Origin of the sequence: Bacteroides sp. MSSM.1001136sp1_RTP21357st2_D2_RTP21359_211015, assembly GCF_040913205.1 — a bacterium.
Lineage (GTDB): Bacteria > Bacteroidota > Bacteroidia > Bacteroidales > Bacteroidaceae > Bacteroides > Bacteroides ovatus.
Window position 1 is genome coordinate 32,165 of sequence record NZ_JBDFVF010000011.1, and the last position, 14,263, is coordinate 46,427.

10 protein-coding genes are annotated in these 14,263 nt (G+C 44.6%); all 10 read right to left on the bottom strand.

Annotation, left to right across the window (positions count from 1 at the left end):
• Nucleotides 1-4 precede the first annotated feature (4 nt).
• The 10 genes from AB5217_RS09130 to AB5217_RS09175 all read right to left on the bottom strand — a co-directional run bounded on the left by AB5217_RS09130 (nucleotide 5) and on the right by AB5217_RS09175 (nucleotide 14,225).
• Nucleotides 5-1,564 (bottom strand): RagB/SusD family nutrient uptake outer membrane protein, encoded by a 1,560-nt coding sequence (locus AB5217_RS09130; protein WP_070782847.1) that lies wholly within the window; start codon nucleotides 1,562-1,564, stop codon nucleotides 5-7.
• Between the two features lie 8 nt (nucleotides 1,565-1,572).
• On the bottom strand, nucleotides 1,573-4,710 hold the full coding sequence (locus AB5217_RS09135) for a SusC/RagA family TonB-linked outer membrane protein (protein ID WP_070782845.1): 3,138 nt from the start codon (nucleotides 4,708-4,710) through the stop codon (nucleotides 1,573-1,575).
• A 220-nt stretch (nucleotides 4,711-4,930) separates the two neighbouring features.
• Nucleotides 4,931-6,103, bottom strand: coding sequence for an iron-containing alcohol dehydrogenase (locus AB5217_RS09140; RefSeq protein WP_008644673.1), 1,173 nt, complete (start codon nucleotides 6,101-6,103; stop codon nucleotides 4,931-4,933).
• A gap of 133 nt (nucleotides 6,104-6,236) precedes the next feature.
• Nucleotides 6,237-7,247, bottom strand: coding sequence for a lysylphosphatidylglycerol synthase transmembrane domain-containing protein (locus AB5217_RS09145; RefSeq protein ID WP_032843285.1), 1,011 nt, complete (start codon nucleotides 7,245-7,247; stop codon nucleotides 6,237-6,239).
• 108 nt (nucleotides 7,248-7,355) lie between these two features.
• Nucleotides 7,356-8,273: a phosphatase PAP2 family protein gene (locus tag AB5217_RS09150; protein WP_004326585.1), complete on the bottom strand. Its 918-nt coding sequence runs from the start codon at nucleotides 8,271-8,273 to the stop codon at nucleotides 7,356-7,358.
• Between the two features lie 123 nt (nucleotides 8,274-8,396).
• Nucleotides 8,397-9,047: a CDP-alcohol phosphatidyltransferase family protein gene (locus AB5217_RS09155; protein WP_004304216.1), complete on the bottom strand. Its 651-nt coding sequence runs from the start codon at nucleotides 9,045-9,047 to the stop codon at nucleotides 8,397-8,399.
• A gap of 103 nt (nucleotides 9,048-9,150) precedes the next feature.
• Nucleotides 9,151-9,618 (bottom strand): GtrA family protein, encoded by a 468-nt coding sequence (locus tag AB5217_RS09160; RefSeq protein ID WP_004304217.1) that lies wholly within the window; start codon nucleotides 9,616-9,618, stop codon nucleotides 9,151-9,153.
• 14 nt (nucleotides 9,619-9,632) lie between these two features.
• Nucleotides 9,633-10,112, bottom strand: a complete 480-nt coding sequence (locus AB5217_RS09165; RefSeq protein WP_004311319.1) for a phosphatidylglycerophosphatase A — start codon at nucleotides 10,110-10,112, stop codon at nucleotides 9,633-9,635.
• Between the two features lie 162 nt (nucleotides 10,113-10,274).
• Entirely contained in the window at nucleotides 10,275-11,564 is a 1,290-nt protein-coding gene (locus AB5217_RS09170; RefSeq protein WP_004300682.1) for an inositol-3-phosphate synthase, read from the bottom strand.
• Nucleotides 11,565-11,672: 108 nt separating this feature from the next.
• Entirely contained in the window at nucleotides 11,673-14,225 is a 2,553-nt protein-coding gene (locus AB5217_RS09175) for a DUF5686 and carboxypeptidase-like regulatory domain-containing protein (RefSeq protein WP_032843283.1), read from the bottom strand.
• Nucleotides 14,226-14,263: the final 38 nt, after the last annotated feature.

Here is a 14,263-nt window from a genome sequence, read left to right on the forward strand (position 1 = left end):
GGCATTAGTTGGTTGTTTCACTGGTAGGCAATGGAAGTACATAAGAACCTGTCATGTTGATTTCTCCTTCCTCGTCGGAATCGGGCACGGTGGAGAGGTTCATCCGTTTGTAGGTGTAGAAGGTTCCACCTTCGCCTATCATTTCTTTCCGTATATCGAGCAGTATTTCGGCATCCAGTTGTTCACGGGTGCTGACTGTCAGACTAAGGGTACGTTCAGCTCCACGGGCTTTTCGAACTGTTTCGAGGTAGTTGATTCCTTCGGTTATCTTGCCATTATAGCTACTGATCTCCGCCAGGATATGACAGATTTCACTGAACCGGATCACTGGTATCATCGGATTCTCCATTGCTTCTACTACTGATTCTACGGAAGGGTTATACTTCAGTGTGTAATACTTCGACTGGGTTTCATTGGTAGTCCCGATCAGGTAGGTGAGCCGATAGTCGGTATATACACCCGTGTTGTCCGAAGCAAACAGGGAAGGGATATTTGCCAACGGCAAACGGGTGGTTGACGAAGAAGAGGAAGAGCCCCATACGGCCTGTTCATAATCCGTAGCCAGCTGTTTCTTGTACAAGCCGAACAATATGTCGTGGGAGACTTTTGTATATCGGGAATTGAGATTGCAGGTAATGTTCTCTCCTTCTGTAAAGCCTATCCACCGTTTCTGCTGGTAATAGGTGTTGTAAAGTTCTTTGGCGGCTGTCTCGGCATTCTTGTAGTAGGCAGGACCGGCATAGATGCAGACACGGGCTTTCAACCCCAGCAATGCCAGATAGTTGAAGCGGATGCCACGATACCAGAAGAATGCTCCCATATCGTCTATATAGGAACCGGAGTTGAAGCGGTAGCGGGCATTCCATTCGGGAGTAGGTTCGTACATTTGTGAAGCGTACATCGCTTCGGGATGGTATTCGGTGTCAAACTTACGCAGAATGTCTTCCGCTTCGAGCAGGTCTTTCAGGACTTTCTCGATAAAATCGGTAACAGTGCATTTTTCTACCACTGCGGCTTCGTATTTATCGCGGTAAGGAAGATAGGAGCCCGAAGGATTGGTTGCCGTTGCAGGAGCAAACAAGCGAAGCAGGTCAAAATGTATCATGGCTCTTAATGACAAGGCTTCGGCGTAAATGAGGTTTTTCTCTTCTTCTCCGTATTCGAACAAAGAGATGTCCGTGGGCCGGATGTTCTCGATGAGCTTATTCAGGTTGGCTATCACTTTATAGCCTTTTTCCCAGATAGCTGTCACGACGGGTTCGGTGTCGACCGTGTTATAGATAAGTTCGGAAGCGTCGGCATACATCGGAGAGATGGTTCCGGCCTTTTGATTGTATTGCTGGGAGATGGCACTAAGGAATCCCCAGCTTAGTTGCTTACCGTAAAGTTCGTCGGACGCCAGATTGGTGTAGATACCATTCAGGGCATTCCGGTAGCCGAAACCGGTGGAAAACAGATCGTCGTCGGCAATCGCATTGTCGGGCGTTACGTCCAGCCAGGCATTGCAGGAAACGGCTAACATTCCTGTCAGGGCTATTAGTATATGGCTGATTAGTTTCTTCATTTGTATGGTTAGAATATGATGTTAGTAGTCAGATTGAATGAACGCGAATAAGGATAATCCAGTCCCCGTTCCTGACGGATGGTAGACCAATAGAACAGGTCGTTCATCGTGAACGAAAGACGCAGGTCGGACAGATGGAGTTTCTTTAATTGTTCGGGACGGAAATTGTAGCTCATTGTTAATGAACTCCATTGCAGGGTATTGTTTTTCTGTACAAAACGCGAAGATGCGCCGGTGGTGACATTACGGTCACGAATATCTTTCATGGTGGTTATGTCTCCCGGTTTCTGCCAACGGTCGAGCAATACCCGCTTATCTACATTGTCATTTTTAATGTCGGCATTCTCTACATAGGAGACGAGGGTATTGTTGTAAGCATCTCCACCAAAAGTATAGAGGAAAGAAGCAAACATGGATAACTGTTTATAGGACAGGGTATAACCGAATGAGCCTTGTCCCTTGGGAGCTGTATCGCCAATGATGGTCCATTCGTCGGCAGACCATACATCGGTAACGTCACCATTCCGGCGAAGGTAGATTTCTTTGCCGTTTGTGGGGCTGATTCCCAATGACTTCATCCCGTAGATAGAGGTCAGAGAGGCTCCTTCGTAATATTTCAGGTATGTTTTAGCATATTTTGAATCGGAGCTGCTTTCGGGGTTATATCCGCTGAACAGTTCTTCCACTCTTTTATTATAGTCGCGCATTGCCTGGGAGATTTCAACAATCGTGTTTTTGTTTCTTGCAAAGCTGCCGTAGAGCTGGAAGAGCCAGTTTCTGTCACTGTAAAATCGTGCCCGCAGTTCCAGTTCGACGCCGGTGTTTTTCACCTTTCCCATGTTTTCTTTGTAGGAAGTGAATCCGGTAGAGGAAGGGATGGTATAATCGGTTATCAGGTCGATGGTACGCTCGTCGTAGGCAGAGGCTTTCAGATAGATTTTATCGTGCCACAGTCCGATTTCAACTCCATAGTCGAGGGTGTATTTACGTTCCCATTTCAGGTTCGGATTTCCCATCTGATAGAGGAATACACCGTAGCCTGTGGGATACCAGCTGTCTGTTTGCAGCTGATACATATCTTTGGCCGAATAGAGGGAGAAGTTGGTCTTTCCGGTCAGTCCGTAGGAGGCACGGAACTTCAACATGGAAAAGAGTTCATTCGACTTCATAAAATCATAATTATGAATGTTGATTCCTGCTCCTGTTGACCAGAACATGGACCATCTTTTATCGGAACCAAATTCGGAAGAACCGTCGATACGTCCTGTAAGGTCGGCGAGATAGATATTGTTGTAGGTGTAGTTGGAAGTGAGCAAGGCTCCTACCAAGCGGGTGGTATTGTCGGAGCTGCTGGGCTTTCCGTATACTTCTGCCGCATAGTTTGAAGAGACAAGGTCGCCACCAGGGAATCCCCGGTAACGTGTTTCGGAAGCAGTGCTCTGCGTTTGTCTCATGTTGGAGGACAAGCAGATATTGAGATTGTGTCCCTTGAAGGTATTGTTGTACATGAGTGACAGGCTTCCGTCTATCACTGTTCTCTTTTGTGTGGATTCTGTTTTTTCACCATTGATGTTGCCTGTACTGGCTGAATAACTGGCCGATGCGGGATCTTTGTACAGATCACCGGTAGAATTTCTCATCAGGACGGAAAACTGACCGCGCAGACGCAGACCGTCGGTGATACGCCAATTCAGACTAAGATCATCGGTTACTTCATCATAACCGGAATGGTCGAAGCTGTTGTAGAAGTTGATTTCGTACAGTGGATTTACTTGTGTGCCGCTAGCCCCGTCGAACTTTTCGAGACGGCGCACATAATCGCCATTTTCATCATACAGACGCATATAAGGAAGTAAATGGGAGTAATCGCTGAATGAATTGAAGGGGACATCTGTACTTTTGTTATAAGTGTAGGTCACTTTGTTCTTTATTTGTAGTCCGCCAATGCGGTAGTCTACATAAAAAGCGGCATTGGCATTCTTACGGGAAGAGTGTTTCATCACTCCTTCCGTTCCTCTGAATCCCAGTTCCACTCCCCAGCGCACGTCGTTTTCTCCACCGTCTATGAAAACGGAGTGCTTATGGTTCAGAGCCGTGCGTAGTCCTTGAGAAAGCCAATAGGTATCGACACCTGTCAGTACATTATTGAGTCGTTGGTAGTAACCGTTGGTATAGGGGTCTATTTCCGGGGTGTTGCTGTCATATAGTCCTGCCAGGCGTTCGGTTTCCAGCTTCTCACGGGCGTTCATCAGATTGTAGGAGGATAAATCCGGCAGTTCGGCAGAAAGTACTCCGGAATACTGTACACGGAACTTTCCGGCTTCAGGCGCACGCCGTTCAATGACAATTACTCCGTTGGCCGCACGTGAACCGTACATGGCAGTGGCGGCAGCATCTTTCAGGATATTGATGCTGTGGATGCTATTCATATCGAGGTCGTATATCTTTTCTACATCGACTTCAAAGCCGTCCAGTATGAAGATAGGCAGGTTGGAATTACCGCTTAGCACTTCCCGCGAAATGGAGGAGGTGGAGGTCTGCCCAAGTGTCGTTTCTCCGATACCGGTCTGACCACGCAAGACGAATTGAGGCAGGCTGTTGGGATCGGAACCAGCAGCCAGATTCTCCTGTATTCTGAAAGAGGGATCGAAAGTCTGAATGGCCGAAATCAGGTTGTTCGGGTTGACTTTTAACAGGTCTTCTTTCTCTATCTTTGTGGTATTTCCTGTGAAACTTTCTTTCTGTATGGAGTTATAGCCGGTTACAATCACTTCCTGAATACTTTCGGTAGCTTCTACCATCTGCACATCGACTTTCTGCCGGGAAGTGACTTTGATTTTACGGGTTTCAAAACCGATGTAAGAATAGATAACCAGACCGCCTTTTTCGGGCAGGGTCAATACATAGCAACCGTTTATATCGGTAATTACACCAGTAGAATGACCATCCAAACGAATCGTCACTCCTACCATCGGTTCTTTAGAGAGTTTCTCAATCACCCGGCCATAAACATAATTTCCGTGTGGAGGAAGAAGATATGTCTCTTTTGAATTATTTTTGTTTTGGGCTATTGCATTAGTAGATAGTGATAAAATGTATACAAACAATAAGATTCTATTCAAAGCCCCGGAATTTAGCTTTTGCATAACGGATATATATAGTTATTACACCCGCAAAAGTATTCTTATATGATAGACGGAGCAATCACGAATTTTAGGTATTTTACACAACTATTATACCAAAATATAATTAAAGCAAAATCTTTTTGCTTCTGTTTAGGTATTAATCAATAGCAAAAAGAATAACTGCATCATTTATCCTCTATCAAAAGGCAAATGATGCAGCTGTCGGTTATATCTGTTTTTTTTATAATGCCAGACGGTATATCTCTTTGCTGTCCTGTTTCGCTAATTTGACATAGTTGCCTACCAATTCACCTTTATTCCGGTGCAGACTATCTGCAAGGCGGTCGATGTCGGGATTCTCAATGCCAAGTTCTTTGAAGGTCACAGGCAGGCCGATGGAAGTAAAGAAGGATTTCAGACGGGAAATTCCTTCAAGGGCTACCGCCTTTTTATCGTCTGATTCTGCCACTCCCCACACTCGGATGGCGTATTGGGCTATCTTATCCACATTGTGTTCTGTCATCCATGTCATCCAGGCAGGGAAGATTACGGAGAGTCCGGCACCATGAGTCACGTTATAGATGGCGCTGATTTCATGTTCGAGGAAGTGGGAAGCCCAGTCCTCTTCACAACCTACACCACAGGTTCCATTGTGGGCGATCGTTCCGCACCACATCAGATTGGCACGGGCTCCGTAGTTTTCAGGTTCTTTCATGACGGTGGTTGCTTCTTTGATGATGGCAAGCAGTGTACCTTCGCACAGGCGATCGCCTATTTCTACATCTTTCGTGTTGGTGAAATAGCGTTCCATGATGTGTGCCATCATATCGGCAATGCCGCAGGCGGTTTGGAAAGGAGGAAGTGTGTAGGTCAGCTCGGGGTTCATCACGGCAAAAACAGGACGCAATACACCGGGAGCACGGAGGCTTAATTTCTGTAAGCCATCGACTTTCGTGATGACGGTGTTACCGGAACCTTCGCTTCCGGCAGCAGGAATCGTTAACACAACGGCTACTTTCAATGCTTTCGTCACAATGGCTTTTCCGATGTAGAAATCCCAGAAATCTCCGTTGTAAGGAACTCCGGCTGCAATGGCTTTCGCCGTATCAATCACAGAGCCACCACCAACGGCGAGCATCATGTCTACGTTTTCTTTCCGGCAGAGGTCGATTCCTTCATACACTTTCGTGTCTATCGGGTTAGGCTGTACACCGCCCAGCATACAATAGGGAATACCTGTTTCCTGCAATGATTTCTCAACACGAGCCAATAATCCGCTGCGTATCACAGAGCCACCACCATAAACAATCATTATTTTGCGTGCACCGTATTTCTGTACTAACACTCCAGTCTGCGCTTCCGTATCCCGACCGAACACGAATTCAGTAGGGCTGTAAAAGATAAAATTATTCATTGTCGTTTTCTTTATAGGTCTTTTCGTCAGTCTTTTCTATAGATCCAAATAGAACTCCTTTGACAAGTTTTTCTATAAGTTCTTTTATAGAGCCCTTCATAAGAGTCTTTATAGATCAGACAAAGTTATAAATTTAAGCAGAATATCTTTCTTTTGATTGTTTAAAATTTCCTACTTTCATTAGTACAAGTCCGATTACAATCCAGACCATTTCGCGTACACGGGTAATCAAAGCGGCATAGACTCCGTAAGCTCCGGAAAGGGAAAGGCCGCCTACGGCGAGGGCAAAGCCACCTTCACGACCTCCCAATTGCATAGGCAGGAAAAACAGCAGATTAGCAAGTAAAGAAGAGAAAGCCGCAATCAAGCAGCAGTCGGCAAAGCTGACATGGGTGGTCAGCACGTTCAGTATCAGCCATATTTCAAGACAACTGACTACACGGGCGATATATTCCAGTAAGAGGGCGCTATAAAAGGTTTGTTTCTTTTGTTGGTGGAGAAGGGCAATTTGTTTGTCTATATTCTCCAACTTCTCTTTATGCGCATTTGCAAAATGAAATACTTTCTTTTTCAGAAAAGGAATACGACCACCCATACGGACAAAAGCCACAGCCATCCCCTGCCGATAGCCTTTCATAAAAAGAATAACAATCAGCAAGCAAAAGACAGTAATAGCTCCTAAGATTATCCCCATCATCCACCCCACCGGATAGAGACAAACGTAAAGCAACACTGAACTTAACCAAAAGCAAAAGTGGGAAAAGATATGCATCATCACATAAAGAATCACGGAAGAGGTGGCGCGTTCTATTCCTATATAGGGTTTCAGCTCCATAATACGATATGGTTCGCCTCCCATCAGCCCAACAGGAGTCACGTAATTAAGCGCAAAACCTGTTACTGTGAATTTGTAGAGCCGGACAAATGAAACCCCCGTCTTACCACCACTACGGATGATGATGTACCACGATACTGTATTAATAAGGTAGACAAACAGCCATAGCAACAAAACCAAAGGTAAATATACCCCTGCACGCTTCAAATTCAGCCAAAGCTCCTGATAATCCATATCAAAAGTGAATATCATTATCAGAACGGCAATGATACCAAAAGCGAGAAATATATTACGGTACTTGTTCTTCACTATTTGTGAGACTTATATCTATTTTTTATATGGGTATATATCTGCTTTTATATGAGTATATACTTGCTTTTTGTATGGGTATATATCTCACTTTATTCACATATAATCTTACTTTATATACGTATAATATCTTTCGAAGAATCTTTTGAACGCCGGGATTCTCATCAATATGTATTCGAATACCAGCCAACCGATTAACGCGCAAGAGATGCCAAGTAATACATCAATGATATAATGATGGCATGAATAAATAGCTGTTCCCCAAATGCCGACCATGATAATAGAGAAAAGAGTAACCACATACCACCTGCATTTACCAATAATGGCATACACCAATGCAACTACCATATAGGCCGCGTGCAGTGAAGGCACTGCCGCAAAAACATTAGCATTACGCCCGTAGATAGAATCAAAGATGGTTACTCCGAAGAATGCATCAAAGCGTCCCAATCCTGCAACATTACCCGGTGTGTTTAATATCGGTTCGAAACCGTAGTTGATGGCATACCAAGGCGGAGCGGCCGGATGAATATAATAACCGGCAAAACCAATCAAATTGACAAACAAGAATACTAACGCAAAGCGAAGGTAGGTTTTTCTTTCCTTCTTGAAATACAGGCAAAGACCGAACAGGATGGGAACGGGAACCCAACAAAGGTAGAAGATTCCGGCAAAAACGTCCGCTATCGGCCAGTTGTGTGCAGCGAAGTATTCGCAAGGAGTAACCAGAAGACCATTATCCATTACTCCGAAAAGAGACTTTTCGAGATTATACAGTCCGGCCACATCAATCGGGTTCACTTCGTAGTTGGGGCAAATACGCATCCAGTCATACGAGATTCCAAAAATGGCGAAAGGTAACAGGGCCACAGCCAACTTACGAGTAGGTAATCCGGCAAAAAATAAAACTAAATAGAGTACCGCCATTAACAGGTGCTCGGAACGAAGCCCGATGAAGATACTTGTCAGCAAAAGGAAAAGAGCCATAATGACTGTCACAGTCAGGGCTTCTCTCTTCGACGGCATTTGAATATTCTTTATCATTATAATGTTTTGATTAGACAACTAGACTATTTACTATTGGACTATTTACGATGTACTATTTAGGATGTACGATGTAAATAGTAAATCGTCCAACAATAAATTAATTCATTCTTTCATCGCTTTGTAGCAATGTCTCACACGAGCAAATGCCGTGATATTGGCAAACAGGGCAACAAAAGCCAGAGGAACAATCATAATCAGGATTGGTTCGAAAACGGTGATATCTTTGAAAACGCCACAGAACAAAGCTCCGAGACTGGTCAGCACTACGCGTTCCGGACGTTGCATGAATCCGACTTTACATTCAATTCCTAAGCCTTCGGCACGGGCACGCACGTAGCTTACCATCAGTGAGCCGATTAGTGCCACAAATGCAATGAGTGCATAAAGGAAATAATCTTTCATTGATAAATAGTAACAGATACCAAAGAAAGTCATCAATTCACTGTAACGGTCGAGTACTGAATCGTAAAGCGCACCGAACTTGGAACTCATGTTGCCTAGGCGAGCTACACGTCCGTCCATCATATCGAACAGTCCGGCAAACAAAATCACACCTCCTGCCCAGCCGATAATGGCCAAATCGTTCTGTCCGCCATATATGCCGGCATATACAAACATACCTGCCGCTACTACATTCAGGATAAATCCGGTAGTGGTGATAAAGTTAGGAGTGATTCCAATTTTAATCATTCCGCGTATCAGGGGATTGATAATCTTATAAATCAACTGTTGTAAATAATCTCTGTAATTCATCTGTTTAAATCTGTTTATAGCTATTTTTATCTAAATCTTCTGTTTTCTCAATCTGTATATATCTAATTCTTTCGTTTTCTCATCAGTCTTTTCAATCCGTTTTTCAGTTTCTTTTTCCGAACAAACTTCTTATATCTATATTCCGGTAAACAAAAAAGCGTTGCATATTATAGTTCCAGAACAGTGCCACGATGACTGCCACTACCACTTTAGGAATAATGAAAAAATCTCCGAAATACAGGCTAAGCGTGTCGCGTACCCAGGGAATCTTCGCTAATGATTCCGTCAGTGCATACGTACCCCACGTGTTTAACCAAACGCTGCAAATCCATACAAGGATAAACTTTGCAGCGACATTCGTTTTCTTTCCTTTCGATTTAAAGGTCCATTTATAGTTGATAACACAATTGACGATTCCTCCATAAATAGCCCCCGCCAGGGTGGCATATACATAGTAGACTTCAAATAGCCTGACCAGAAGAATCGTAACGAGAAAGTCTGCAATAGTTGCCATTTGAGCAGAAAGCTGCGCCCTCAAGAACATGAAGATGCCACCTTTCTGGGAAATCATCCGTGCAACTCTTTTCAGCCAATCACCCATCTTGCTCCCACTAACAAAATAAAACTATACACTCCCGCCAAAACGTCGTCCATCATCACACCTACTCCACCTTTCAGGCTTTCCATACGGCGTATGCCCAACGGCTTGGCTATATCAAAGATACGGAACAGGGCAAAAGCCGCAATCACATACCAAAACCATTTGTCATCATTGGGAACGGCCAACAACGGTATCCACACTCCCACCATCTCATCCACTACCACACGCGAAGGATCTTCTCCCCAATAAGTCTCCAGCTTATCGGCAGCCCAAATGCCGGCGAATGTAAATACAATCACCAAAGCGGCAGTCAGCCATAATACCCAAGAGAAAGGAAAGAGAAAATAAAGTGCAATCCAAATGATAGAAGCCAGTAACGCCCCAGCCGTGCCGGGAGCAAAAGGAGAAAAACCGGAGCCAAAGCCCGTGCCTATAAAAACAGGTAGAAAGGGAGGACGCTTCATTTATTACTAATTACTAATTACAAACTACGAGTCGGTTGTGTCACGAGTCCCCCAAACGAATGGGGAATTTGTACAATAAAAAAGTAAAAGTTGAGGTTGAGCATCCACCAGTCTTTATAGGATGGTAAATCTCAATCTCAACTTATTATTTGGGGTTACTGATTAAGCTAAGTAATCAGGTTCTTTTTCACCAATCATGTTACGCAATGTCTGTTTTACCATTCTCCATTGTGTAAACAAGTCGTGTTCGGGCTGATGTTCGAAATCGTGCATCGGGCTCTTGCAGAAGAATGACAACCAAGTCTGGATGCCACACATACCTGCACGCATTGCCAAGTCGCTGAACAACACAAGGTCAAGAGCGATAGGAGCTGCAAGGATAGAGTCGCGGCAAAGGAAGTTCACCTTGATTTCCATCGGGTAGCCCATCCATCCGAAGATGTCGATGTTGTCCCATGCTTCTTTGTTGTCTTTGCGGGGAGGATAGTAGTTGATACGTACTTTATGATAAACATCTCCGTAGAGATCCGGATATTTTTCCGGTTCGAAGATAGTGTCGATTACAGACAGCTTGCTGACTTCTTTTGTCTTGAAGTTGTCCGGATCATCAAGCACTTCACCGTCGCGGTTACCGAGGATATTGGTAGAGAACCAACCGTTCACACCCAGCATACGGGTTTTGAACATCGGAGCCAATACGGTTTTCATCAATGTCTGACCACTCTTAAAGTCTTTACCGGAGATAGGTACATTCTTTTGTTTAGAGAATTCCCACATAGCAGGAGTATCCACACACAAGTTAGGAGCACCCATTACGAACGGAGCGTCTTCTGCAATAGCAGCATACGCGTAACACATACTCGGAGAAATCACGTCTGTATTGTTTTCCTTCATTGCTTTCTCTAAAGCAGCGAGTGACATGTGTTCGTCAGACAGCGGAATGTAAATTTCAGTACTTGCAGCCCAAAGCACCACTACGCGTTCGCAGTTGTTAGCAGCTTTGAAGTCGCGGATATCCTGACGAAGTTGTTCTACCATTTCCCAACGGGTAGCAGCCTTCTTCACGTGTGTACCGTTCAGACGTTTTGCCCAGTTGTGATCGAAAGCAGCCGGCATCGGTTTGATAGCTTCCAACTCTTCTTTTACTCCATTCAGGTCTTTTTCTTTCAAAACCTCGGCGTACATAGCAGCTTCGTATGCGTTGTCCGGGAAAATATCCCATCCTCCGAAAACAATGTCTTCCAAATTCGTCAAGGGCACAACGTCCTTGATGAGTTTTTCTTCGTTGTTCTCCATGCGCATTGTGGCTAACTGTGTAATAGATCCTATCGGTTTTGCCAGTCCCTTGCGAGAGGCTAGTGTACCTACAATCATCGTGGTAGCTACCGCACCACCCACTCCAACTACCAATACGCCAAGACGCCCGGTAGCGGGTTTAATTTCTTGTTTCATTTCTATTCTATTAAAATTAAACTAAAATTGATGCAAAAATAAGATTAATTAATTACTAATACGGTCTTTATTTGTCATATAAACATTGCAATTAGCAGGATTTAACTTTTAAAAGGTCATGTGGAGACTTATTCTCAAGCCTGATCTGTCAATCCCGGGCGAATCACGATAAGTGAGCCTCCAGATATAGTCCAAACGTAACACCTTGAAAATGTTTTCAATACCGACACCCGCCTCCACATAAGGTGTTTTTCCCATTGTTTGTGTGTTCTCTATCGGAAAAGCGAACAAACCGTCACTCAAAGCCGGGTTGTTTTTATCGCTCAAATGTCCATATAATCCACGACAGGAAACTATTTCTCTCCATTTAAGTTTTTTCAACAACGGTACCCGGTTGAACAGCCATCCGTTGAGGAAATAAGTAACATCCCACGAGAAATACTCATCGTTCATAAACTCCATCGCATTCATCAACGAGTAAGATTCCGGTTGGATGGTATAAGAAAGGTTGGCATTAGGCATGATAAGCAACGGGAAAGGTACTTTATCCCACACTTTACCTGCTTTTAGTATAACGTCCGTATAGCCGAACGCGGAAAACCAGAAGCGTTTCTGAATACCGGCTTCGGTATGATTGTAAGTGTAATCGCTGCCCAACGCTCCTTTTCCGGCAATGGTATGAGACAAGGTAAACACCGGTGCATCCAACGATACGGGAAAACGGTTCCATTGAGTCTGGAAGAATTTCTCATTCGGAGCATAACGCAACTTCAACTCTGCGGCACTGATAGAGAAATCTTTTACCGGGGTGTAGGTATCTCCTTCTTTCTTTAAAAAAGGAATCAGGTAGGAGGACTCATCTTTCCGTGTACGCGCTGTCAACTGGAAAGAAAAGCCGGAATAAAACTCATTGGTATAGGTCATCTCCGCCTGCCGGAAATAGCCGATACGGTCGTCCTTCTCACGTTTCAAGGCCAAGAACACATTGTCTTTGCTTGTATACAGGTAATTTTGTCCATACTGGTTCACATCTGATTCGTAACGCAATTTCAATGAATGGATGGGAAATTCATTGGCGTATTCTTTCTTCTTCTTGAAAGAATATTCCAGTTCCGCCAATCCTTTCACTCTTTCATCTTTAAACCCGTAAGCCACATATCCTTTGCCAAACAGGTGCGGATTGAGCCAGGCGGTAGTCATACCTCCGGCACGGATACGGGGGCCTTCCAATGTGTTACCGCTGATAGTGGCATTCATCGGGCCGATATAGAAAAGTGGCGCTTCTTTGGAGGTAGGAATATATCCCGTGAAGAGAATGGAAAGCACTTTCTCCGTCCAGTAATACACCGGATAACTGCGTAATTGTGTCATCAGGCGGTCTACCGAGTTTTCCTGCTGGGAGATGGCGGCTTGCGGACGATTCTCCGCCCAGAATGTTTCGGGACGCGACAGGGCTTCCGTCTCTTCAATAATACGTTCGGGTTTGGTGAAGGCTTTGTCGGCTTCGGCAGTCGGCGTAAAGGTGTAGTTGCTGTAATCCGCTACCCGGCGGGCAAAAATACCGTCCTGTCCTTCGGTCAGTTTAAACTCAACAGTGATACTTTCATGATCGAGCAGGCGTGTGCCGTCTTCAGCGCGCTTAAATTCCTGTTCGAGCAACATGTAGTCTACAAAGTTCAGGTTTATCTTTTTGGGAAAGTTGAATACGGCACGTTTAACAAAGTAAGTAGAGTCGAGCGTCACATACAGGTGTCCGTTGAAACCGAAAGACTCGGAATTAAAAGGCGTGAAAGCAAGGTCTGCACAAGGCTCTCCGGCAATCTGCAACGTGTCCATCAGGTAATATTTATAAAAGCCTGTGCCGATACGGGACAAGGGACTGACAAACTTATTCGTAAACAGGGAAATGTTGTTTTCGTAGATATCGACGTCTTTAAAGACTTCATTGATGGCTGCCTGCATCCCTTGTTTAGAAAGAAACTCATCGACACCGGCCTGTTTGCGTCCTTTCACCCATTGCTTCTCGGAACGGGGAGATTTCCGGTAATAGTCTGTGGCAAGCAGTTCACGGGCTGATACCGTCAGAATCGGTTTACCGGTAACGGCAGAAGTATCTACATATTCCGTCAGGAAATCAAATTTACGATATAGCCATTTTTTCTGTTTCTCTTCATCGAAGTTATTCAACGCAAAGGTGGTCTTTTCATAACGTTCGCGTTGCCAGAAGTCTTTCTCGTAGGGAGAGTAGTTGTCACGGCTTTCAATCATACGGCGGACAAATTCCACAGCAGGATTATCTTTCTTCCGGTAGTGCTCACGTTTGGGTTTGACTACCACTTCACCAAGCGCGTATTCGGTAGGCGCAAGCGCTACTTTATAGGATGCATTACGGGCAGGGCGAATGGTGCGGACATAGTCATTATATCCGATTACAGAGATTACAAGCACTGCTTCGGAGCGGTGGGTTTTGAAGTAAAAGCGTCCGTCGCTTCCGGTAGTAGTTCCTTCGGTCGTGTCTTTTAAGCGTACAGATGCATAAGGCAAAGGTTCTTTGGTCAGAGAATCAGTCACCACCCCTTGTACCACATACTGCGCACTGAGCGGAATACTGATAGCCAATAAAAGAAAGAGCGTCAATGTGCCTTTTTTCATTAATCTCATACCTTAAATCCTATTGAATTGAGCGGGGCAAAGGTAGG

Excerpts from the sequence above, each read along its gene's own strand:
- AB5217_RS09175 (WP_032843283.1), bottom strand. The coding sequence starts at position 14,225 with ATGAGATTAATGAAAAAAGGCACATTGACGCTCTTTCTTTTATTGGCT.
- AB5217_RS09140 (WP_008644673.1), bottom strand. The coding sequence starts at position 6,103 with ATGAATAATTTTATCTTTTACAGCCCTACTGAATTCGTGTTCGGTCGG.
- AB5217_RS09150 (WP_004326585.1), bottom strand. The coding sequence starts at position 8,273 with ATGCCGTCGAAGAGAGAAGCCCTGACTGTGACAGTCATTATGGCTCTT.
- AB5217_RS09160 (WP_004304217.1), bottom strand. The coding sequence starts at position 9,618 with ATGATTTCCCAGAAAGGTGGCATCTTCATGTTCTTGAGGGCGCAGCTT.
- AB5217_RS09130 (WP_070782847.1), bottom strand. The coding sequence starts at position 1,564 with ATGAAGAAACTAATCAGCCATATACTAATAGCCCTGACAGGAATGTTA.
- AB5217_RS09170 (WP_004300682.1), bottom strand. The coding sequence starts at position 11,564 with ATGAAACAAGAAATTAAACCCGCTACCGGGCGTCTTGGCGTATTGGTA.
- AB5217_RS09165 (WP_004311319.1), bottom strand. The coding sequence starts at position 10,112 with ATGAAGCGTCCTCCCTTTCTACCTGTTTTTATAGGCACGGGCTTTGGC.
- AB5217_RS09135 (WP_070782845.1), bottom strand. The coding sequence starts at position 4,710 with ATGCAAAAGCTAAATTCCGGGGCTTTGAATAGAATCTTATTGTTTGTA.
- AB5217_RS09155 (WP_004304216.1), bottom strand. The coding sequence starts at position 9,047 with ATGAATTACAGAGATTATTTACAACAGTTGATTTATAAGATTATCAAT.